Origin of the sequence: Bradyrhizobium sp. LMG 9283 (genome assembly GCF_045571415.1) — a bacterium.
Lineage (GTDB): Bacteria > Pseudomonadota > Alphaproteobacteria > Rhizobiales > Xanthobacteraceae > Bradyrhizobium.
Genome location: NZ_CP120691.1, coordinates 3,055,862 through 3,075,089, shown reverse-complemented (window position 1 = coordinate 3,075,089; position 19,228 = coordinate 3,055,862). Strand labels below are relative to the sequence as shown.

The window sequence follows — 19,228 nt, the reverse complement described above, 5'->3', positions numbered from 1 at the left end:
GTCTTGCCTGGCCGCCTCATGCGGCGCAGAACAGGCCAGTTCTATCAGGGGAACGGGCTGTCGCGAGGAACGCCTATGCGCATTCTGATCGTCGACGATCATCCCATCGTCGCCTCCGGCTGCCGTGCCGTGTTGGCCGACGAAGGCGAGATCGAGATCTTTGAGGCCGCCGACGCCGAAGACGGCGAGAGCGTCTTCATCGTCGAACGCCCCGACCTCTGCATCATCGACATCAACCTGCCGACCGTCTCCGGCTTCGAGCTCGCACGCCGCATCCTCGAGCGCGCGCCCGAGGCCCGCATCATCATGTTCAGCATGAACGACGATCCCGCCTTCGCCGCGCGCGCGATCGAGTGCGGCGCCAAGGGCTACGTCTCCAAGACCGGCGATCCCGACGACCTCGTCGAGGCGATCCGCGCCGTCGGAGCCGGCGGCACTTACCTTCCGACCGCGATCGCGCGCAGCATCGCCTTTGCCGGACCCGCGCTGGCGCAAAGCCCGCTGTCGAAGCTGAACGCACGCGAGATGGAAATTTTGCGGCTGCTCAGCGCTGGCAAGAGCCTGTCCGAGATCGCCTGGCTGGTGCAATCGTCCTACAAGACGGTGGCCAACACCTCCTCGATCATGCGACAGAAGCTCGGCGTGAAGACGTCGGTCGAGCTGGTGCGGCTGGCGATCGACAGCGGCGTCGCCTAGCGACGCCACAAATTCGGTCACACAAGCGTTGCAATCTTGATGTGGTGAGATGCCACGGAGCTCTAGGGCATGACGATTCAGACTGTCTCGACGAACAAATCCTACGGCGGCGTGCAGGGCGTGTTTCGCCATGCGAGCCAGGCGACCGGAACCGAAATGGTGTTCTCGGTCTATGTTCCGCCGCATGCCGATGGCGCCAAGCTGCCCGTGGTCTGGTACCTCTCCGGGCTCACCTGCACCCATGCCAACGTCACGGAGAAGGGCGAATTCCGCAAGGTCTGCGCCGAGCTCGGCCTGATCTTCGTCGCGCCCGACACCTCACCGCGCGGGCCCGACGTGCCGGGTGATGCCAACAACGCCTATGATTTTGGCCTCGGCGCCGGCTTCTATGTCGACGCCACGCAAGAGCCCTTCGCGCGTAACTATCGCATGTGGAGCTATGTCACCGACGAATTGCCCAAGGTGGTGGCGGAGAATTTTCCGGTCGATGCCAAGCGGCAATCGGTGATGGGGCACTCGATGGGCGGCCACGGCGCGCTGACGGTGGCGCTGCGCAACCCGCACCGCTACCGCGCGGCCAGCGCCTTCGCGCCGATCGTGGCACCCTCGCAAGTGCCCTGGGGCATCAAGGCGCTGACCGGCTATCTCGGACCGAACAAGGACGCCTGGCGCAACCACGACACCGTGGCGCTGATCGAGGACGGCGCGAAATTCTCCGGCTTCCTGGTCGACGTCGGCGAGGCCGACAATTTCCTGAAGGAACAGCTCAAGCCGGAGCTGCTGGACGCCGCCTGCACCAAGGCCAACATCCCGCTGACGCTGCGGCGGCAAGCGGGCTACGACCACAGCTATTATTTCATCTCGACCTTCATGAGCGATCACCTGCACTGGCATGCGGCAAGATTGACGGCGTGATCCTTCTTACCCTCCCCTGGAGGGTAGGGCTATCGCATATGGCCGAGGGTGGAGAGAAGGAAGTCATTATTCCATCTGGCTTGGAGCATTTTATGGCTGATGCGCGCAGGACCGGGGGTTGCCTGCAGCGTATTGATGGCCAGCTTGCGGATGAGGGCGAGATTTTCCGCAGCGTGATCCTTGCGGCTGCGGCAGGCATCCTCATCGAACAGAACGTCGAGGACCCAGTGCAGGTTGTTCTCGATGCTCCAGTGGGTACGCACGACCTCGAGCAGCTTTTTGGCCGACAGCAGGCGCGAGGCCAGGAAGTATCGGACCGTATGCTTGGCGGTCTTGCCAGAGTTGGCGCGCCAACTGTCGATGCGAGCGACGGCGGCGATAGCGGGGAAGTCATATTGCTTCGCCAACTGTGGCGCCGGCGCGACGATGGCCTGCCGGCGCTCGACGCGGCCGTGCGCGGCGGCCTTCCGTTGACTCGCCCGTGCGGGCTTTCGGGCTGTGTCGATCAGCGTCTTGACGGCCTTGAAGAGCCGGCCACGGTTGCTCTTGATGGCCAACACGTAGTGCCCCTTCCGGTCGCGGATGGCCTGTGCGGTGTCGGGCCGGCAATGCAAGGCGTCGGCGGTGACAAGAGCCCCGTCCAGATCGAGCAGCGCCAGGACTTCGAGAGCCCCGGCAACCTCGTTGCGATTGGGAGCCTTCCGCTGAGCCAACGCCATGCGAGTGCCGGCCGCCCAGACATTGACCATATGCAGTGGCGTGGCCTGCCGGCCACGCGTGAAGGCTCCGCGCAGAGCCTTGCCGTCGATGCTGACCACCCCCTTGATGCCGAAGCTCTTGCTGAACTTGCGCAAAACCGCTTCCAGACCCTTCGGGTCCAACGCACGGAAGACGTTGCTGAACGTATCGTGGCTCGGAATGCCGTGCCTGAGCTCCAGAAATCGCCGCAACAGCTCCTCGCGGCCTTGGCCAAAGAACTCGAACTCGGTGCAGGTCTTGGCGCCAGCCAGCGTGGCTGCCAATGCAATGACAAGGACATCCACCAGATCGTGTCGGGTGTTGCTGGCGCGCGGATCCTTGAGCGGTCGAAACAGGCGCTTGAGCTTGCGCATTCAGGGCTCCCTCGAGAAGCGAGAGACACCCTAAGAATCCAGTTCCAACCCCTTTGCAATACCCCTCTAGCGCCATATGCGATTCCCCTACCCTGGAGGGCAGGATGATCGCATATGACGTCGGAGGGGCGCCAAAGCTTCCACAGCGTCATGCCGGGCCTTGTCCCGGCCATCCACGCCTTACCCAGCAGCACGAGGAACGTGGATGCCCGGGACAAGCCCGGGCATGACGACCGCGTCGAATTGTTCATATGCGATTGCCCTACCCTTCAGGGGAGGGTAAGCGCCCCTACTCCGGCCGCCCGTAATTCGGCGCCAGCAGGCGGTTGCGGATGAGATAGCTCATCGTGCGTGACCAGGATTCATCGGTGTTGCCGCGCATGTCGGCGCTGGCGGCCGTGATCATGTTGCCGGTCTTCACGTCGCGCAAATAGATGTTGAGATTGATAATCAGGTTCGAGACCTTTTGCACGAGGCCCGTGATCTCCAAATCGGCGCCGAGCTGTCCGGCGAGCTTGAGGTCGCAGCCGCCGCAGGCCTGCAAGTTCGCGTGACGGGCGGCATCCCTGACCGGCGCGATGTCAAGCACCTGGAACCGGCCTGACTCTGCCAATTCCTTGCGCAGCTGCTCGCTGATGCGCGCGAGCCGCGCCTGCTCGGGCCTGGAGCCGTAGAACTCGCCGGGCAAGCTGGTGTCGATCAGCTCGAAATCGAACACCGCGAGTTTCGGCGGGTCGGCCAGCGCGGCCGAGCCCGTCAACAACAGAGCGGCGAGATATATCAATGCTCGCATGATCGTGATTCCCCGTCTCGCGCTCGTGGGGACGAAATGCGGGGTTGCATGCCCTGACAAATTGGTCATGCTTGAAGCAGAGACAATTCTTCACCGGCGGTCAAGCCGGGGAGATCGTCTGGAGGAAACATGATCCGATGGTTGGCCGGCCTGATCGGCTTTGGTCTTGCCGCGACGAGCGTGCTCGCGGCCGAGCCTGCCCTGATCGGCGTCGGCTATCTCGGCGTCGCGGCTACCCGATCGACGCTATCGCTGGTCGAGCAGCCCGCGGAGAATGACGGCGTCGCCGGCGCCCGCCTCGCGATCGAGGACAACAACACCACCGGAAAATTCACGGGTCAGCGGTTTACGCTGGAGGAGCGCCGCATCAAGGAAGGTGAGGACGCGGTACAGGCCGCAACCGTGCTCGCCGAGAAAAACGCCTTCATCATCGCCGACCTGCCGGCCGATGCGCTGCTGAAGGTCTCGGATGCCCTGCGCGAGCGCGGCACGCTGCTGTTCAACGTCGGCGCGATCGACGAACGGCTGCGCGAGGCCGATTGCCGCGCCAACGTCATCCATACCGCCCCCACCCGCGCAATGCTGGCGGATGCGCTCGGCCAATACCTGGTGTGGAAGAAGTGGTCGCGCTGGCTGCTGGTGGTCGGCTCGCACGACGAGGACAAGCTGTTCGCCGATGCGCTGAGGCGCACCGCTACGCGGTTCGGCGCCAAGATCGTGCAGGAGCGAACGTTCGAAGATAAAGGCGGCGCTCGCCGCACCGATAGCGGCGTGACGTTGATCCAGCGCCAGATGCCTGTCTTCACCCAGCAGGCGCCGGCCTATGACGTGCTGGTCGTCGCCGACGAGAGCGAGGTATTCGGTGCGTACCTGCCTTATCGCACCTGGGATCCGCGCCCGGTCGCGGGCTCGGCCGGCCTGGTGCCACGCAGCTGGGACGCATCGCAGGACCAGTGGGGCGCGATCCAGATGCAGAACCGCTTCATGAAGCTGAATTCGCGGCGGATGACCGCGCTCGACATGCAGGCCTGGACTGCGGTGCGCATGATCGGGGAAGCCACCTCGCGCACCAATTCCGGCGACGTGAAGAAGGTCACCGACTTCATCAAGGGCCCGGATTTCTCCGTCGCCGCCTTCAAGGGCACGCGGCTGACGCTGCGCGACTGGAATCTGCAGCTGCGCCAGCCCATCCTGCTGGTGGACGGCCGCATGGTAGTGTCGGTGTCGCCGCAGGAAGGATTCTTGCATCAGGTCTCCGAGCTCGACACGCTCGGCTTCGACCGTCCGGAGAGCAAATGCAAATTGAAATGAGGACGCAGATGTTGCGGATGTGGCGTGTTGGGCTTCTCTCCGGACTAGCGCTGGCCGCAGCCCCAGCACACGCGTTCATCGCCTATGTCTCGAACGAGAAGAGCAACACGGTGTCGGTGATCGACACCGACAGCTGGACCGTGACCAAGACCATCAAGGTCGGCCAGCGTCCGCGCGGCATCGAGTTCACGCGCGACGGCAAGTTCGTGATGGTGGCAGTCGGCGACGACGACACCATCCAGGTGATCGATACGAAAACACAAAGCGTGGTCGACAGCCTGCCATCCGGGCCCGACCCCGAATTATTCGCCCAGGATGCCGCCGGCAAGACCCTCTATGTCGCCAACGAGAACGACAACACGGTCACCGTGATCGACCTCGAGAAGCGCGCGCGCCTCGGCGACATCCAGGTCGGCGTCGAGCCGGAGGGCATGACCATCAGCCCCGACGGCAAGACGCTGATCAACACGTCCGAAACCACCAACATGGCGCATTTCATCGACACCAGTTCGCGACAGATCGTCGCCAACGTGCTGGTCGATGCGCGTCCCCGCTTTGCCGAGTTCAAGCACGACTCTTCGGAAGTGTGGGTGTCCTCGGAGATCGGCGGCACCGTGTCGGTGATCGATCCGAAAAAGCACGAGGTGATCGGCAAGGTCACGTTCGAGATCCCGGGCCTGCGGAAAGAGGCGATTCAGCCGGTCGGCATCGGCATGACAAAGGACGACAAAACCGCTTTCATCGCGCTCGGCCCTGCCAACCGCATCGCCGTGGTCGACGTCGCGACGCGCAAAGTGACGAAATATCTCCTGGTCGGGCAGCGGGTCTGGCACGTGGCGTTCACGCCCGACGAGAAATATCTGCTCACCACCAACGGCGTGTCGAACGACGTGTCCGTCATCGACGTCGCCGCGCAAAAGGTGATCAAGACCATTCAGGTGGGCGAACTGCCCTGGGGCATCACGATCGCGCCATGACCAGCCCTGCTCCCATCACCGAGCCACGCGAGACGCCAGGACCGCATCTGGCCACGGTGCCGGCGCTATCGATCGACGACGTCAGCCATTCTTACGGCCCGCGGCGCGCGTTGATGGACGTGTCTTTCAATGTGCAGCCCGCAAGCTTCACCGCACTGCTCGGGCTCAACGGTGCCGGCAAGAGCACGTTGTTCTCGCTCATCACCCGCCTGTTCGGTATCCAGTCCGGCCGCGTCTCCATCTTCGGCCATGACATCAGCAAGAGTCCCGGCGAGGCGCTGCGGCTGCTCGGTGTCGTGTTCCAGCCGCGTACGCTCGATCTCGATCTGTCGCTGACGCAGAATTTGCTCTATCACGCCGCGTTGCACGGCATCAGCCGCCGCGAGGCCGCCGCGCGCAGCGCCGAGCTGCTCGGCCGCATCGGACTCGCAGACCGCGCCGGCAGCAAGGTGCGCGACCTCTCCGGCGGCCAGATGCGGCGGCTGGAGATCGCCCGCGCGCTATTGCACCGGCCGCGGCTGCTGTTGCTGGACGAGCCGACCGTCGGGTTGGACGTCAAGGCGCGCGCCGACATCATCAGCCATGTCCGCCAGCTCGTGACCGAGCAAGGCATCGGCGTGCTCTGGGCCACGCATCTGTTCGACGAGATCCTGCCCGGTGACGATCTCGTGGTGCTGCACCAGGGCAAGGTGTTGGCGCGGGGGCCGATGAGCCGCGTCATCGCGGAGGCCGGCGCGCAGGACGTCAACACCGCCTTCATGCGTCTGACCGGCGCGCAAACGATGCCGGGAGGTGGCGCATGAGCAGCATCACCACGCGCGAGGCACCGCGCGGCTTCTCTGCCGCCGAGTACATGACGTGCCTCACCGGCATCGTCTGGCGCGAGGGCCTGCGCTTCCTGCATCAGCGCGAGCGCTTCGTCTCGGCGCTGGTGCGGCCACTGGTGTGGCTGTTCATCTTCGCCGCCGGCTTCCGCCAGGTGCTCGGCATCTCCATCATCCCGCCTTATGAGACCTACATCCTCTACGAGGTCTATATCGCGCCCGGGCTGATGGCGATGATCCAGCTCTTCAACGGCATGCAGTCCTCGCTCTCGATGGTCTATGACCGCGAGATGGGCAATATGCGCACGCTGCTGGTGAGCCCGCTGCCGCGCGGGTTCCTCTTGTTCTGCAAGCTGCTCGCGGGTACGGCCGTCTCGCTGCTCCAGGTCTATGCGTTCCTCTTGATCGCCTGGTTCTGGGACATCACTCCGCCGCCATCGGGCTATCTCACCGTGCTGCCGGCGTTGATCCTGTCCGGGCTGATGCTGGGCTCGCTCGGCATGCTGATCTCCTCCGGCATCAAGCAGCTGGAAAACTTCGCAGGCGTGATGAACTTCGTGATCTTCCCGATGTTCTTCGCTTCCTCCGCGCTCTACCCGCTCTGGCGGGTGCAGGAGGGCAGCCCTTATCTCTACTATGTCTGCGAGGCCAATCCGTTCACCCATGCGGTCGAGCTGATCCGCTTCGCGCTGTACGGACAGATCAACTGGATCTCGTTGGCGGTGGTCGCGATCTGCACAATCGTCTTCATGATCGGCGCGATTTTGGCCTATGATCCCTCGCGCGGGCTGGCGCGACGCGGGCCTGCGGGAGGCGAAGGATGAAGGTTCGGGTTCTGGCGACGGCTGTTCTGGCGTTCGCTGTTGCGAGCACGGCGGCGCGCGCGGCCGATCCACGCTACCCCGACTGGCCGTGCACACAGGCAAAAGTGCCGGAGATCTCGCTCGCGGCGGTCTGGGCCGGACCGCCGCTCGACGACGTCCAGAACAAATGGAAGGACGACGCCAGGATCAGCGCGCTGGTTGCCAAGCTGTCAGCGCGCAAGACGCCGCTCGAGGACGCCGAGAAGTCCGTGAAGGAGTTTCTGGCCGCCTCCGGCTCGGACAAAGCCTCCAACGCAAAGCTGCTGTTCGCCGGCCTGTTCGACACGCTCAACGCCCAGCGCTCACAAGTCATGAACGGGCTCGAACGCGTCAGCCGCAAGCAGCGCGATGCTGCCGACAAGATTCGCGAGGAGACGCTTCAGCTCCAGGCCCTGCAAGGGGCGACTCCGCGCGACGAAGCCAAGGTCGAGGCGCTCAGCAACGAGCTGATCTGGAAGACCCGCATTTTCGAGGACCGCCACAAAGTGGTGCGCTTCGTCTGCGAGGTTCCAACCGCGATCGACCAGCGCCTGTTCGCGCTGGGGCGCGTGATCCAGCAGGAAATGGAATAGCGTCAGTTACACTGACGGCTCACGAAAAGTTCCCGCGATCGCCTCGGGAGCGCTACCCTTTTGCCGCGCTATCTGCCGGAACCAAATCGATTTATGTTGGCTTGTCGAAGTGAACTCCAGACGTCGGGAGGCCTCGATGGGAACAAAAAGATTCATCCTCGCGGGCGCTGCAGCGCTCAGCATGCTCGCAACCAGCGCCCTTGCTGACGATATGACTGGAATGGTCACGCGAATCGATCGGCTCAACGGCACGATTTCAATCCAGCAGACGCAGAAGGGCACGGTCGGTGCCAGCGCAGGCAGCGCCGGCGCGCTCCAGGAGTACAAGGCGAAAGATGCCGCAATGCTGGATGCCGTCCATGCCGGCGACAGGGTCAGCTATTCTGCGACCGAGACCAACGGCACGGGCACGCTGACGAAGTTGCAGAAGCAGAAGCCGTAGGTGGATCTTCGCCTCTCCCCGCTTGCGGGGAGAGGCCGGAATTCGCGCGAAGCGCAGATTCGGGGTGAGAGGGAGTCTCCGCGAATCCGTCAGTCGACATACGCGACATCCGCCCACGTCATCATTGCGAGCGTAGCGAAGCAATCCAGAATCTTTCCGCGGAGGGACTCCGGATTGCTTCGCTACGCTCGCAATGACGAGGAGGAAGCAGCCCCTCACCCCAATCCTCTCCCCGTAAGAACGGGGCGAGGGAGCGCACCTACGCCCAATCGTCACTGGTCCGGCCGCGGCTCCGGGTGCGCTTCCTCGGTCGGAAGTTTTGCTCCCTCCCAGCCGTCGGCGCCGTCGGGATACCAGGCGATATTGGAATAGCCATACGCCAATGCACGCTTGGCGGCGTTCCAGGACATCCAGCAGTCGGCCAGACAATAGATCACCAGCAGCGCGGCCTTGTTGCCGCGCGACGCCTGCGCAAGGCCGCGCCGGAGATAATCGTCCATCGCCGGTGGCAGCGTGCCGTAGCCGGTGTCCGGCAGCCATAGGCTGCCCGGAATGTTCCTGCGCGGCGCATCGCGCCACACGGTGCCTGCAGGAAGGTTCTTCGGTTTCGGCGGGCGTGGCATCACGTCGACGAAGGCGCCGCTGTTCGCGCGCCAGATCGCCTCCGCCTCCTCGGTCGTGAGCACGCGCGCCCCAGCGAGCGTCGCCGGCACCGGCGCGCGATAGTTGTCGGTGCGATAGCCCTCGGGCTCGAACGGCTCCTGCTGCTGCGCGAATGCCGGCGCCGCCAGGATGGCGACAGCGAGCGCAGCGGCAGCAGGCCATTTCATCGCGTCTTCTTTGCCGTCTCCGCGCCGAGCGGCCGGTCGCTCTCATCCAGCAGCGGCACGCCGAAGTCGAGCAGGATCTTGTTGATCTCGCCCTGGTTCTCCTGGATCAGCTTGTTCAATTGCCGCTTCCAGTTCTGGTCGGCAGGGCGCACGCCCATGCCGATGCGATAGACCAGCTTCGGGCCGCTGGATTCTTTCACCAGCGGCGTGACGTGGAGCGAAGAACCGGCCTTCTTCGCATAGTAGCCGGCCATCGGTCCCCACAATACGCCGGCGTCGATCTTTCCGGCTGCGAGGTCATCGATCATCGCCTGGGCCGAATTGTCGAAGCGCGTGTCGATCATCAACGGATAGGGCTTGGCGTCGCCCATCAGGCCGGCCAACGCCATGTTGGTCGCCGGTGGCGTGCCGGCGACGATGCCGATGTGCTTGCCCTTCAGGCGCGCGTCCTCCAGCGTGTCGACGTCCTCGAGCCCGCTGCCGGCCTTCGCGACCAGCGCATAGGTCGTGCGGTAATAGGGATTGGTGCCCTGCACGAGATCGTCGCCTTGCGGGAAGCCCATGATGACGTCACAGCGATGGGCACCCAGCGTCATCCGCACGAAACCGGTGGCCTGCGGAAAGAAGACGTAGTCGAGCTTCTTCTGCAGCTTGTCCGCCAGGAATTCGGCGAGCTTGTTCTCGAACCCCTCGCCCTTCTCGTTGGAGAACGGCAGGTTGCGCGGATCGGCGCAGACGCGCAGCACCTTGGGATCGACCAGCTCGAATGAGAGATCGCCGGTTTCGCTGGTCTGCGCGCTGGCGACACCGCCGAACGCACAGGATGCGACCACGACCCACAGTGAAAACAACCAGCGACGATGTCGTCCGGCCTGCGTCATCGCGCTTCCTCCGCGTTTTGGTTGAATGTTATCCATGCAATGCATGACGCGCCATGTGATGCGCCATGTGTGCCAACTTTGTGCTGGCTTCGCTTTGTTGCAGTGCAATGAGACGAACCCTTTGAACTGAGGCGGAAAAGTGTCTCGCATCGCTCTCGTGATCGCAGCCTTGTTCCTCGGACTCGCGACGCTAGCACGCGCCGGGGCGGCCGAATTGCCTGTGAGCGAAGTCGCACCCGGAATCTTCGTACACTCCGGGACCATCGCCCTGATGACCCGCGAGAATGAGGGCGACATTGCCAATGTCGGCTTCATCGTGGGCGATGAGGCCGTAGCCGTGATCGACACCGGCGGCAGCCGTCGCGAAGGCGAGGCGCTGCTGGCCGCGGTGCGGGCTCGTACATCCAAGCCGATCCGCTATGTCATCAACACCCACGGGCATCCCGACCATGTCTTCGGCAATGCCGCCTTTGTTGCGGACGGAACCAGCTTCGTCGGCCACAGCAAGCTGCCGCAGGCGCTGGCGACGCGCGGGCCGTTCTATCTCGACAATTTCCGCCGCATCATGGGCAGCGAGCTGATCGATCCCGTCAAGATCATCGCCCCGACCCTGCTGGTTTCGGACACGACGATCGTAGATCTCGGAGCGCGGCGCCTGACCTTGCGCGCCTGGCCGGCCGGACACAGCGACACCGATATGACCGTGTACGACGTGACGACCAAAACTCTGTTTGCGGGCGACCTCGTCTTTCTCCGCCACATTCCGGTCATGGACGGGAGCATCCGAGGCTGGCTCGATACATTGAAACGTCTCGAGGCGATCCCAGCGCTGCGGGTCGTTCCCGGACACGGCCCCGTGAGCAGCTGGCCTGCCGCACTGACCGATGAGCGGCGTTACCTGTCAACGCTGCTGTCCGACGTCCGCACGCTGAACAAGAACGGCGAGCCGATCCGCGCCGCCGCGGACAAGGCGGCCGCGTCGGAACGGCCGCATTGGCAGCTGTTCGACGACTACAACGCCCGCAACGCAACCGCAGCATTCTCGGAAATTGAATGGGAGTAGCTGGCGCGCTAGGCTGTACCGAACGATGTATCGTCCGCAGGACCATGGCCATGACGGGATGCACACGCCGACTGACTCTCGCCGCTCTCCTGCTCGGCCTCGCTTGCGCGATGCCCGCGCAGGCTGAAGAGGCCTACGATCCCTGGCCGGGCCTGGTGCAGGACATCTTCAGCAACCGTCCGATGCACGACGGCAGCGCCGTCATCGGCATCGAGATGCCCTATCGCGCCGAGGATGCGGCGATCGTGCCGGTCACCTTGCGAAGCAAGCTGTCGCCCAGCGACAGCAGGCGTATTCGTTCGATCACGCTGGTGATCGATCGCAATCCCGCACCGATGGCGGCGAAGTTCGAGCTTGGCCCGGACGCCAATGTCACGGAGATCTCGACGCGCGTGCGCGTCAACAATTACACCGACGTGCATGCGGTGGCCGAGCTCAGCGACGGCCAGCTCTATGTCTCGAAAGTCTATGTGAAGGCCTCCGGCGGCTGCTCGGCGCCGGCAGCAAAGAATGTCGAGGAAGCCAGGAATCGGCTCGGCCAGATGCGCTACCGGCAGTTCGCACGCGAGGAGGCGCCGGCGAGCCGCGTGCGCGAGGCGCAGATCATGATCGGCCATCCCAACAATTCCGGGCTGCAGATGGACCAGGTCACGCAGCTCTATGTCCCGGCCTTCTTCATCAAACAGCTCAAGCTGACCCAGGACGACAGCCCGGTGCTGTCAATGGAAGGCGGCATCTCGATCTCGGAAGATCCCAATCTGCGCTTCACCTATGTCTCCAACGGCGCCAAGCATTTCCGCGCCGAGGCAAAGGACACGGACGGGCACGTGTTCCGCAACGAGTGGAACGTGGAGAAGCCGGGGACGTGAGTCTCTTGCTGTCATTCCGGGGTGGTCCGCAGGACCGAACCCGGAATCTCGAGATTCCGGGTTCGATGCTTCGCATCGCCCCGGAATGACGGTGCTAACTCAAAAACACCTCACCTCGGCTTCCGCCTGCGCGCGGCGCAGATCATTCACCGCCGTGTTCGCCTGCTCCGAGGTGCGGAACTGGACGCCGAGATTGCCGCGCACTTGCGACATGCTGAGCGCGGTCTCTGCGGTAACATAGCGCTCATAGGGCACGATCGAGGCGACCACGTCGATTGAGCAGGAACATTGTTCGATTGCGGCCCGCGTCTCACCATTGGCCTTCATGCAGCCATAGACATATTCCGCGCGCGCCGCGGTCGGATAGTCATTGGCCTCCTCCGCCCGCGCCACGCATGCGGAAGCCGCCAATACCGCGAATGCGGCGACAATCGGTCGTAGCTGCCCGGCCAGTTTCATGCGCGTCCTCCCGCTGGTTGCGACCAAAGCTATGCTATGCCTATTGTCCTGAAAAGCACTCCGTCAGAGGAAGCGGCTCACAAGGTGATGAGAGTTTGGGGACGAATATTGGTGTTCGCGGTGCCGCTGGCGCTGACGCTAGCCGCGCCGGCCCGCGCTGCAGATACCATCCGCTTGGCGGTGCAGAAGACCGGAACATTCTCCTGGGAGCTGGCCGCAATCCGCAGCGCCGGCCTCGACAGAGAGGCCGGCCTGTCGCTGCAGGTCACCGAACTCGCGAGTACCGAGGCCGGCAAGATCGCGATGCGTGCCGGCAGCGCCGATATCATTCTGTCCGACTGGCTGTGGGTGTCGCGCGAGCGTGCGCTCGGAGCCAAGCTCACCTTCTATCCCTACTCCAGCGCGCTCGGCGCGGTGATGGTGCCGGCCTCCTCGCCGATCAAGACGCTCGCGGATCTGAAGAGCCGCAAGCTCGCAGTCGCCGGCGGGGCGATCGACAAGAGCTGGCTGCTGCTCCAGGCGCGGATGAAACAGGACGGCATCGACCTGAAATCGGAAGCAACCATCGTCTATGGCGCGCCGCCCCTGATCGCGGCCAAGGCGCTCGACGGCGAGATGGATGCGAGCCTCAACTTCTGGAATTTCTGCGCCCAGCTCGAAGCCAAGGGTTTTAGACGGCTCACCGGGATCGAGGACATTTTGCCGAAGCTGGGCGCCAAGGGCGCCGTCGCCGCGGTCGGCTACGTCTTCGACGAGAACTGGGCCGCGAGCCATCGCGACGCCGTGGCGCGCTTCATCGCAATGACCCGCAAGGCCAAAGAGCTGCTGGCGACTTCGGATGCAGCTTGGGACAAGGTCGCGCCGCTCACCGGCGCCACCGAACCGGCCGTGCTCAACACCTACCGCGACCGCTATCGCGACGGCATTCCGCGCCGGAGCATCGACGACGAGGAGAAGGACGCGCGCGTGCTCTATCGCGTGCTGGCCGAGATCGGCGGCCGCGAGCTCGTCGGCCCCGCAGCCGAGCTCGACCCCGGCACCTTCTATCACGCAGTCCCCGGAGATTGAGGTGCTGCGTCTTCTCTCGTTCGCCCTGTTCCTAGCAATCTGGTGGATCGCCGCGTTGTTCGTCGGGGGCGCAAAGCTGCCCTCCCCGCCGGCCGTGCTCCAGGTCATGATCGCGGAGTCATCATCCGGCGCGCTGTTCCTGCATCTCGGCGCCACGCTGGCGCGCGTCGCACTCGCCTTCGTGCTGGCGATGTCGCTCGGCAGCGCGATCGGGTACCTGATGGGCCGGGTCAAGCTCGCCGATCGGCTCGGCGATCCCTGGCTGATCCTGCTGCTCAATCTGCCTGCGTTGGTCGTGATCGTGCTGGCCTATATCTGGGCTGGCCTCACCGAGGCTGCCGCGATTGCGGCGATCGCCATCAACAAGCTGCCGACCGCCATCGTCACCTTGCGCGAAGGCACCCGCGCACTCGACCGCTCGCTCGACGAGATGGCGAGCGTGTTCGCGATGGCGCGCTGGCGCGCCTTCCGCCACGTCGTGCTGCCGCAGCTTGCGCCCTATATCGCGGCCTCCGCCCGCTCCGGCCTGTCGCTGGTGTGGAAGATCGTACTGGTCGCCGAACTGCTGGGCCGGCCGAACGGCGTCGGCTTCGAGATCGGCGTCGCCTTCCAGCTGTTCGACACGCCGCGACTGCTGGCCTATTCCCTGACTTTCGCCGCAGTCGTGCTCGTCATCGAAACCTTGCTGGTGCAGCCGTTCGAAGCCCGCGCAAACAGGTGGCGGCCCCGTGCGGCTTGAGGTCGAGATATCAGGCAAGACGTTCAGGAGTGCCGCGGGCGGAACGCACGAGGTGCTGGCGCCGGTCAAGTTCGCGCTTCAGTCCGGCGAGGTCGGCGTGCTGATCGGCCCGTCCGGTTGCGGCAAGAGCACGATGCTGCGCATCATCCTGGGATTGGACCATGACTTTGCAGGCCACGTCGCGCGACCGCCGGAGGCGCGGATCGGCATGGTGTTCCAGGAACCGCGGCTGCTACCGTGGCGCTCGGTCGAGCAGAATGTGCGGCTGGCTGCGCCCGACGTGGCTGATGCCAAGCTCGCCGAGCTATTCAAAATCCTCGAGCTGGAAGCGCATCGCAACCACTATCCAGGTGAGCTCTCGCTGGGTTTGGCCCGGCGCGTGGCGCTCGCCCGCGCCTTTGCCGTCGAGCCGGACATTCTGGTGCTCGACGAACCGCTGGCATCGCTCGACGACGCTCTCGCCGGACGCTTGCGCGATGAGATCGCAACGCTCGTCGCGAGCCGTCCGGTGATGACGCTTTTGGTGACACACAGCCTGGACGATGCAGTGCGGCTGGGCGATCGGTTGTTCTTCCTCTCGCCCCGGCCAGCGCGAATCGTGGCCGAGGTGCCTATCGGTATCCCGCGCGACACACGCGGCGAGGCCGAGATTGCGGCGATCAAGGCCAGCCTCGCCCAACGAATTCAAGGCGACCGCACTGAGCGAGATGTCTCATAGCCGGTCGCCTGGCGGACGTGCTAGACTAGGCCGGCGGCGGAGATGATGATGACGCGGACGGTCGCCTTCGCAACGCTTGGCCTTGCACTCGTGGCGATGACGGCGAGCGCGCAGGACATGATGCGTGACGTCGACCTCACCTCGCCCGCGATGGTCTCGGCCGAAATGACCAGGCCAGAGCTCGAGGCGGTGCTGGCCAAAGCCAGTGCTGCGCAGCCTGCCGATTTCACTGGCAAACGCCTATCGGGCCTCGATCTCTCGGGCCTGGACCTGTCCAACGCGGTTCTCCGCGCCGCGCGGCTCAACAGGACGATACTCCGGGACGCCAAGCTTGACCGTGCAATCCTCGATCAGGCGTGGCTGCTGGATGCGGATCTTACCGGCGCAAGCCTGAAGGGCGCCCATCTGTTCGCGTCGCAAATGGCCCGCGCACGTCTCGACGGCGCGAACCTGTCTGGAGCGCGCATCGTTGCCGATCTCACCGGCGCAAGCATGATCGGCGCCTCGATCGCGGACGCGAAGCTTGGCGCCGATATGCGTAACCAGTCGATGGGGCTGATGCGCGCGGTGTTGAGATCCGCCAATCTGGAACGGCTGAACGCGCGCAACGCCGATTTGTCGCGCGTCGACCTCGAATTCGCGACCCTCAGGGGCGCCGACCTGAGCGCTGCATCACTGAAAAACGCCGAACTCGGCGGAGCCGATCTGACCGGCGCCATCGTCACCGATGCCGATTTCGACGGCGCCAATCTCGTCTCGGCGAAGCTGATCGCTCCGAACGGCCTTGACCGCGCCAAAAATTTCGACAAGGCAAGGAACCGCGAGCGCCTGATCAGGGAATGACGGCCCGCCTTTGGGAGGACTGGCTGATGCGTTGGATTCTGGCTTTGATCGCGTTGTTGACGCTTGCCGGCGAAGCCGCCGCGCAGGCCAAGGGCAAAGGAATCCGGCTCTGGAATCTGACGACCGAGACGATCTCCGGCTTCCAGCTCGCTCCGGCCGGCAGGACCGATTGGGGTCCGAACCAATGCTTGAACGACAAGGACAAGGAGGTCGACCACGACGAGCGGCTGCGCATCCTCGGCATCGAGCCGGGCCATTACGACGCCAGAGTAAGCTATCCCAACGGCCGGCAGTGCATCGTCCGCGGCATCGAGATCAGGGCCGACGCGGTGTTCTCAATCGCCGATAAGGATTTGAAGGATTGCACCAAGTAGCGCCGCCGCTCACGCCTTGTCATGCGTGTGCGGATATTCGCAGCGCCAGCGCACCGCCTGCCATTTCGGATGCTCGCCGACCCATTGCGCGATATAGGGCGGCGCGGCCATCACGCATTGGCGAGGCGACCCGAAATAGTTGAACACCAGATGCTGCTCCTCGCAGGTCGCAGGCGAGAGCACCGCACACACAGTCACCACCAGGTCAATCGGGTTCATGCCGGGATCCTTGCGCAAGGGGCGCGGTGGAGATTAGCACGAAGGGTTACGTTCCAGGGAGCGGGAAAGTTTCAAACGGAGGTCAGGGACGGTACAGGGAACTGGCGATCGACACTCCTCTTCCCTTGTCCCTTTGTCGGAGAAAAGTGGCGCGAAGCACCGGATGAAGCCCTCTCTCCGCCCCCAAAAGCAGTTGGCCTCGCGGAGAGAGATCCCTCACCCGGCTTCGCTATCGCGAAGCCACTTTCTTCCACAAGGGGGAGCGGGTCTACCTGCGTCGCGGCAAGAGGCTCAAACCTAGAAATTCACCCCGAACACCAGGCGCGCCTGATGCCGCTCGAAATTGACGAGGTCGAGATTGGCTCCCGATCCGGCCGGGCGTCCCCAGGCCTGCATGCTCCAGCTCATGGTCAGCCGCGAACTTGGGGAGAGCTGGAAATAGGCGGTGGGGCCGACGAATAGGGCCTGGCCTGCGAACTCACCGAGGCCGATGCCCTCATACTGCCGAAAATAGCGCATCTCGCCGCCGAGGAGCACATCGGGCCGGACGCGCACAAGGGTGGCAAACGCCGCGCCGATCGTGGAGCTCTTCTCGGATACTCCTCCAATCTCGAAGCGCGCCCATTCCGGCTGATAGATCAGGTTGAGGGCGCCGATGGCGAAGTTCGGGAGGAGTTCGCGGTCGAAGGCCAGCGTGAAATCGGTGCCATACATCCGCCCTTTCGCGCCGCTGGTCTCGTCGATGCGATCGCCGTGGAGCTCGGCCGCGATGGTGAGGCCGAACGGCGCGCGCTCGCGGTTGAGCAGGCGATAGCGCAGGTCGAGCGAGGCGCCCTGAAAGTTGAACTGGCGGCGGTCGTCGATATCAGGCACGCCCGTGATGTCGTGCAGGCTCGCGGCTCCGCCGACCTCGATACGAAAATTCGGCAGCGGCACCACCTCGATCTCGACCTCGTGCTCGAGCGCGCGATAAGTCCCCCCGCCTTTGCCTAAGCGCCCTGTCGTCTGGGTCTGCAATTCGCGCTCGCCGACATTGCCGACATCGGTGCCGATCATGAAGCCGAAGATATGCTCGGTATCAAAGCCTTCTTCAGCGCTGGTGCGTGCCGGTGCCAGCGCGATCGCGCACCCCATCACCATCCAGAACTTACAGGCTCTGCCGCCCATCCTGTGCCCCAAAGGCGCGCGCCGCTCTGATGCGGCAGCAGCGCTGACCGAGCATCAGCGTAACACAATTGCCGCAGAGCATGGTCGAGATTTTGGGGGGAGAGGATCGAACCCTTTGCACGCGCGGCTTCGCGTCAATCGCAAAGCACGGAGCACGACGAGGCCGAAATCCGACACTGCCACGGCTGCGACGGCGTTCGCCGTCGAAACCGCGGCAGGTCGTCGGTCTTATTTGCGCGAAGCGCAGGCGTACATGTTGATTTCCATGCCGACCGGCACTTCCACGATCTTCGGAGCTTTCCAAGCCATTCGGGTCTCCCAAGGTATTGAGCGCGACATCGCGCGGCGCAAAACCTAGGGCTGCCTCAGGTGCAGTTCAAGCCTCGATTCGACCGCCGGGCGCGTCTGTGTCGATTCTTCGCGGCTGCATTTCTCTCTCGGACAAAGCCAGTTCTCTCTTGGTCAACACGACCAGCGAGACACCACCTTGTGCAACGCACCGCGCGCCGAATCGACAACGGCGCTGTCAGCAGCCCTTGTCGGCCATTTCCGCATTCGGCTTGGCGCCTTCGGCGCGCTGAGCCGCCGTCGGCTCACTCTGCATTTGCCGCTGCGCATCCTCGGACGAAGCCGCCGTTTCACCGCTTGCACGATTCATCGTGCTGGTCGGCGGATGCTGGCTGGTATCACTCGCCGAACTGGACGAGTGCGATTGCGCGGAGCCCACGGTGACCGGACCAGAACCAGCATCCTTGTCGATGCTGGCGCTGCCGGTGTTGCACGGGCCGGCGACGGCGACGCCGGCGCTCAGCGTCATGATCGCGCAGGCCGCAAGAACGGAACGCATTGTGTTCATCTGCATCTCCTCTTCTCCCGCCGCGCAGCCCCGGCGCCAGGCAGGACGTTGCGGAGAAAACAGGCCGAGCAGCCCGATGTTCCCGAGCGTCAGACCGGAACGACCGCAAACGTAGCGCTCGTCATGTCTGTTCCCATTGCCGCCTCACCGCAGCAATCGCAACAGCGCGCGGCCGGCGCGCGAGTTCAGCTCTTTCGCATCCAGCGTTCCGTCCTTGTCGGGATTCGCCGCGTTGAAGCGCTGCTCGACCACGGACAAATATTCGTCGAGCGTGAGAGTCCCGTCGCGGTCGGGATCGGCGGCAGCGAGTTCTTTCGCCGTCAACCGTCCACGCAATTCGCGCGCATCGAGCGTGCCGTCATGATCGGGGTCGAGCTTTGCGAATAGTGCGGCGGCCGCCTTCTTCACCTCGGCAAGATCGAGCGTGCCGTCATTGTCGCTGTCGAACAACTTGACCGCATTGCCGGAGGCCGACCACGCCGGACCGGCTGACAGTGCAATCGTAAGCGCAAGAGCAGCAATTGAACGACGCGAAATCATCAAGACCTCCCCTGACGAAGAACCCCGGATCGACCGGGACAGAAGCGACATAAATCCACAAGCGAACCCCGGTTCAAGTCCGGAAATGCAACTTGGG

At 64.1% G+C, this 19,228-nt stretch carries 25 protein-coding genes; 15 read left to right on the top strand and 10 right to left on the bottom strand.

Going from position 1 to position 19,228, the window contains the following annotated elements; all coding sequences use genetic code 11:
• The first annotated feature begins 75 nt into the window (after positions 1–75).
• Both P6U29_RS14250 and fghA read left to right on the top strand, forming a co-directional pair.
• Positions 76–696, top strand: a complete 621-nt coding sequence (locus tag P6U29_RS14250) for a response regulator (protein WP_407118161.1) — start codon at positions 76–78, stop codon at positions 694–696.
• 69 nt (positions 697–765) lie between these two features.
• Positions 766–1,611: an S-formylglutathione hydrolase gene (gene fghA, locus P6U29_RS14245; protein ID WP_407118160.1), complete on the top strand. Its 846-nt coding sequence runs from the start codon at positions 766–768 to the stop codon at positions 1,609–1,611.
• Between the two features lie 29 nt (positions 1,612–1,640).
• Here fghA and P6U29_RS14240 read toward each other — a convergent pair whose 3' ends face one another.
• Both P6U29_RS14240 and P6U29_RS14235 read right to left on the bottom strand, forming a co-directional pair.
• The gene (locus tag P6U29_RS14240; RefSeq protein WP_407113315.1) at positions 1,641–2,723 is read right to left on the bottom strand and encodes an ISAs1 family transposase; all 1,083 of its coding nucleotides are present in this window, start codon (positions 2,721–2,723) and stop codon (positions 1,641–1,643) included.
• 289 nt (positions 2,724–3,012) lie between these two features.
• A complete protein-coding gene (locus P6U29_RS14235) occupies positions 3,013–3,585 on the bottom strand; it encodes a DUF3280 domain-containing protein (protein WP_407118159.1) in 573 nt (190 codons plus the stop codon).
• A 60-nt stretch (positions 3,586–3,645) separates the two neighbouring features.
• On the opposite strand from P6U29_RS14235, the gene P6U29_RS14230 reads away from it, so the two are divergent.
• From P6U29_RS14230 to P6U29_RS14205, 6 genes are all read left to right on the top strand, one after another.
• Positions 3,646–4,827 (top strand): ABC transporter substrate-binding protein, encoded by a 1,182-nt coding sequence (locus tag P6U29_RS14230; RefSeq protein WP_407118158.1) that lies wholly within the window; start codon positions 3,646–3,648, stop codon positions 4,825–4,827.
• Positions 4,812–5,804 carry a YVTN family beta-propeller repeat protein gene (locus P6U29_RS14225; protein ID WP_407118157.1) on the top strand — a complete coding sequence of 331 codons (993 nt, stop codon included), beginning with the start codon at positions 4,812–4,814 and terminating at the stop codon, positions 5,802–5,804. Before P6U29_RS14230 ends, P6U29_RS14225 begins: the two co-directional genes overlap by 16 nt.
• Positions 5,801–6,607 (top strand): ABC transporter ATP-binding protein, encoded by an 807-nt coding sequence (locus tag P6U29_RS14220; RefSeq protein ID WP_407118156.1) that lies wholly within the window; start codon positions 5,801–5,803, stop codon positions 6,605–6,607. Before P6U29_RS14225 ends, P6U29_RS14220 begins: the two co-directional genes overlap by 4 nt.
• Positions 6,604–7,452 (top strand): ABC transporter permease, encoded by an 849-nt coding sequence (locus P6U29_RS14215; RefSeq protein ID WP_407118155.1) that lies wholly within the window; start codon positions 6,604–6,606, stop codon positions 7,450–7,452. The genes P6U29_RS14220 and P6U29_RS14215 overlap by 4 nt, the downstream gene beginning before the upstream one ends.
• Positions 7,449–8,063 carry a hypothetical protein gene (locus P6U29_RS14210; protein WP_407118154.1) on the top strand — a complete coding sequence of 205 codons (615 nt, stop codon included), beginning with the start codon at positions 7,449–7,451 and terminating at the stop codon, positions 8,061–8,063. Before P6U29_RS14215 ends, P6U29_RS14210 begins: the two co-directional genes overlap by 4 nt.
• A 136-nt stretch (positions 8,064–8,199) precedes the next feature.
• On the top strand, positions 8,200–8,505 hold the full coding sequence (locus P6U29_RS14205) for a copper-binding protein (protein WP_407118153.1): 306 nt from the start codon (positions 8,200–8,202) through the stop codon (positions 8,503–8,505).
• Positions 8,506–8,777: 272 nt separating this feature from the next.
• Here P6U29_RS14205 and P6U29_RS14200 read toward each other — a convergent pair whose 3' ends face one another.
• The gene (locus P6U29_RS14200; RefSeq protein WP_407118152.1) at positions 8,778–9,335 is read right to left on the bottom strand and encodes a PQQ-dependent catabolism-associated CXXCW motif protein; all 558 of its coding nucleotides are present in this window, start codon (positions 9,333–9,335) and stop codon (positions 8,778–8,780) included.
• Complete coding sequence (locus P6U29_RS14195; RefSeq protein ID WP_407118151.1) at positions 9,332–10,216, bottom strand: substrate-binding domain-containing protein; 885 nt, start codon at positions 10,214–10,216, stop codon at positions 9,332–9,334. Before P6U29_RS14195 ends, P6U29_RS14200 begins: the two co-directional genes overlap by 4 nt.
• Positions 10,217–10,355: 139 nt before the next feature.
• On the opposite strand from P6U29_RS14195, the gene P6U29_RS14190 reads away from it, so the two are divergent.
• Both P6U29_RS14190 and P6U29_RS14185 read left to right on the top strand, forming a co-directional pair.
• Positions 10,356–11,279, top strand: a complete 924-nt coding sequence (locus P6U29_RS14190; RefSeq protein ID WP_407118150.1) for a quinoprotein relay system zinc metallohydrolase 2 — start codon at positions 10,356–10,358, stop codon at positions 11,277–11,279.
• Between the two features lie 50 nt (positions 11,280–11,329).
• On the top strand, positions 11,330–12,148 hold the full coding sequence (locus P6U29_RS14185; RefSeq protein ID WP_407118149.1) for a quinoprotein dehydrogenase-associated SoxYZ-like carrier: 819 nt from the start codon (positions 11,330–11,332) through the stop codon (positions 12,146–12,148).
• 99 nt (positions 12,149–12,247) lie between these two features.
• Here P6U29_RS14185 and P6U29_RS14180 read toward each other — a convergent pair whose 3' ends face one another.
• Entirely contained in the window at positions 12,248–12,607 is a 360-nt protein-coding gene (locus P6U29_RS14180; protein WP_407118148.1) for a hypothetical protein, read from the bottom strand.
• Between the two features lie 87 nt (positions 12,608–12,694).
• Between P6U29_RS14180 and P6U29_RS14175 the strand changes: the two genes are divergently transcribed.
• The 5 genes from P6U29_RS14175 to P6U29_RS14155 are packed head-to-tail and all read left to right on the top strand — an operon-like array spanning position 12,695 to position 16,349.
• On the top strand, positions 12,695–13,675 hold the full coding sequence (locus tag P6U29_RS14175) for an ABC transporter substrate-binding protein (RefSeq protein ID WP_407119326.1): 981 nt from the start codon (positions 12,695–12,697) through the stop codon (positions 13,673–13,675).
• 1 nt (position 13,676) lies between these two features.
• On the top strand, positions 13,677–14,414 hold the full coding sequence (locus P6U29_RS14170) for an ABC transporter permease (RefSeq protein ID WP_407118147.1): 738 nt from the start codon (positions 13,677–13,679) through the stop codon (positions 14,412–14,414).
• Positions 14,404–15,132 (top strand): ABC transporter ATP-binding protein, encoded by a 729-nt coding sequence (locus P6U29_RS14165; protein ID WP_407118146.1) that lies wholly within the window; start codon positions 14,404–14,406, stop codon positions 15,130–15,132. Before P6U29_RS14170 ends, P6U29_RS14165 begins: the two co-directional genes overlap by 11 nt.
• Positions 15,133–15,177: 45 nt before the next feature.
• Positions 15,178–15,975, top strand: a complete 798-nt coding sequence (locus tag P6U29_RS14160; protein ID WP_407119325.1) for a pentapeptide repeat-containing protein — start codon at positions 15,178–15,180, stop codon at positions 15,973–15,975.
• 26 nt (positions 15,976–16,001) lie between these two features.
• Positions 16,002–16,349, top strand: coding sequence for a hypothetical protein (locus P6U29_RS14155; RefSeq protein WP_407118145.1), 348 nt, complete (start codon positions 16,002–16,004; stop codon positions 16,347–16,349).
• Between the two features lie 9 nt (positions 16,350–16,358).
• On the opposite strand, the gene P6U29_RS14150 is transcribed toward P6U29_RS14155, so the two are convergent.
• The 5 genes from P6U29_RS14150 to P6U29_RS14130 all read right to left on the bottom strand — a co-directional run bounded on the left by P6U29_RS14150 (position 16,359) and on the right by P6U29_RS14130 (position 19,131).
• Positions 16,359–16,568, bottom strand: coding sequence for a hypothetical protein (locus tag P6U29_RS14150; RefSeq protein ID WP_122406536.1), 210 nt, complete (start codon positions 16,566–16,568; stop codon positions 16,359–16,361).
• 297 nt (positions 16,569–16,865) lie between these two features.
• On the bottom strand, positions 16,866–17,735 hold the full coding sequence (locus P6U29_RS14145; protein ID WP_407118144.1) for a hypothetical protein: 870 nt from the start codon (positions 17,733–17,735) through the stop codon (positions 16,866–16,868).
• Positions 17,736–17,963: 228 nt separating this feature from the next.
• Complete coding sequence (gene pqqA / locus P6U29_RS14140) at positions 17,964–18,044, bottom strand: pyrroloquinoline quinone precursor peptide PqqA (RefSeq protein ID WP_008562446.1); 81 nt, start codon at positions 18,042–18,044, stop codon at positions 17,964–17,966.
• A 217-nt stretch (positions 18,045–18,261) separates the two neighbouring features.
• Complete coding sequence (locus tag P6U29_RS14135; protein ID WP_407118143.1) at positions 18,262–18,591, bottom strand: hypothetical protein; 330 nt, start codon at positions 18,589–18,591, stop codon at positions 18,262–18,264.
• A 144-nt stretch (positions 18,592–18,735) separates the two neighbouring features.
• Entirely contained in the window at positions 18,736–19,131 is a 396-nt protein-coding gene (locus P6U29_RS14130) for a calcium-binding protein (RefSeq protein ID WP_407118142.1), read from the bottom strand.
• Positions 19,132–19,228 lie beyond the last annotated feature (97 nt).

Bases quoted from the DNA above. Each gene is read 5' to 3' on its own strand.
- P6U29_RS14160 (WP_407119325.1), top strand. From the start codon at position 15,178: ATGATGACGCGGACGGTCGCCTTCGCAACGCTTGGCCTTGCACTCGTG.
- P6U29_RS14200 (WP_407118152.1), bottom strand. From the start codon at position 9,335: ATGAAATGGCCTGCTGCCGCTGCGCTCGCTGTCGCCATCCTGGCGGCG.
- P6U29_RS14145 (WP_407118144.1), bottom strand. From the start codon at position 17,735: ATGGGCGGCAGAGCCTGTAAGTTCTGGATGGTGATGGGGTGCGCGATC.
- P6U29_RS14155 (WP_407118145.1), top strand. From the start codon at position 16,002: ATGCGTTGGATTCTGGCTTTGATCGCGTTGTTGACGCTTGCCGGCGAA.
- pqqA (WP_008562446.1), bottom strand. From the start codon at position 18,044: ATGGCTTGGAAAGCTCCGAAGATCGTGGAAGTGCCGGTCGGCATGGAA.
- P6U29_RS14235 (WP_407118159.1), bottom strand. From the start codon at position 3,585: ATGACCAATTTGTCAGGGCATGCAACCCCGCATTTCGTCCCCACGAGC.
- P6U29_RS14135 (WP_407118143.1), bottom strand. From the start codon at position 18,591: ATGAACACAATGCGTTCCGTTCTTGCGGCCTGCGCGATCATGACGCTG.
- P6U29_RS14130 (WP_407118142.1), bottom strand. From the start codon at position 19,131: ATGATTTCGCGTCGTTCAATTGCTGCTCTTGCGCTTACGATTGCACTG.
- P6U29_RS14175 (WP_407119326.1), top strand. From the start codon at position 12,695: ATGAGAGTTTGGGGACGAATATTGGTGTTCGCGGTGCCGCTGGCGCTG.
- P6U29_RS14240 (WP_407113315.1), bottom strand. From the start codon at position 2,723: ATGCGCAAGCTCAAGCGCCTGTTTCGACCGCTCAAGGATCCGCGCGCC.
- P6U29_RS14250 (WP_407118161.1), top strand. From the start codon at position 76: ATGCGCATTCTGATCGTCGACGATCATCCCATCGTCGCCTCCGGCTGC.
- P6U29_RS14180 (WP_407118148.1), bottom strand. From the start codon at position 12,607: ATGAAACTGGCCGGGCAGCTACGACCGATTGTCGCCGCATTCGCGGTA.
- P6U29_RS14210 (WP_407118154.1), top strand. From the start codon at position 7,449: ATGAAGGTTCGGGTTCTGGCGACGGCTGTTCTGGCGTTCGCTGTTGCG.
- P6U29_RS14195 (WP_407118151.1), bottom strand. From the start codon at position 10,216: ATGACGCAGGCCGGACGACATCGTCGCTGGTTGTTTTCACTGTGGGTC.
- P6U29_RS14205 (WP_407118153.1), top strand. From the start codon at position 8,200: ATGGGAACAAAAAGATTCATCCTCGCGGGCGCTGCAGCGCTCAGCATG.
- P6U29_RS14220 (WP_407118156.1), top strand. From the start codon at position 5,801: ATGACCAGCCCTGCTCCCATCACCGAGCCACGCGAGACGCCAGGACCG.
- fghA (WP_407118160.1), top strand. From the start codon at position 766: ATGACGATTCAGACTGTCTCGACGAACAAATCCTACGGCGGCGTGCAG.
- P6U29_RS14225 (WP_407118157.1), top strand. From the start codon at position 4,812: ATGCAAATTGAAATGAGGACGCAGATGTTGCGGATGTGGCGTGTTGGG.
- P6U29_RS14150 (WP_122406536.1), bottom strand. From the start codon at position 16,568: ATGAACCCGATTGACCTGGTGGTGACTGTGTGTGCGGTGCTCTCGCCT.
- P6U29_RS14230 (WP_407118158.1), top strand. From the start codon at position 3,646: ATGATCCGATGGTTGGCCGGCCTGATCGGCTTTGGTCTTGCCGCGACG.
- P6U29_RS14185 (WP_407118149.1), top strand. From the start codon at position 11,330: ATGACGGGATGCACACGCCGACTGACTCTCGCCGCTCTCCTGCTCGGC.
- P6U29_RS14215 (WP_407118155.1), top strand. From the start codon at position 6,604: ATGAGCAGCATCACCACGCGCGAGGCACCGCGCGGCTTCTCTGCCGCC.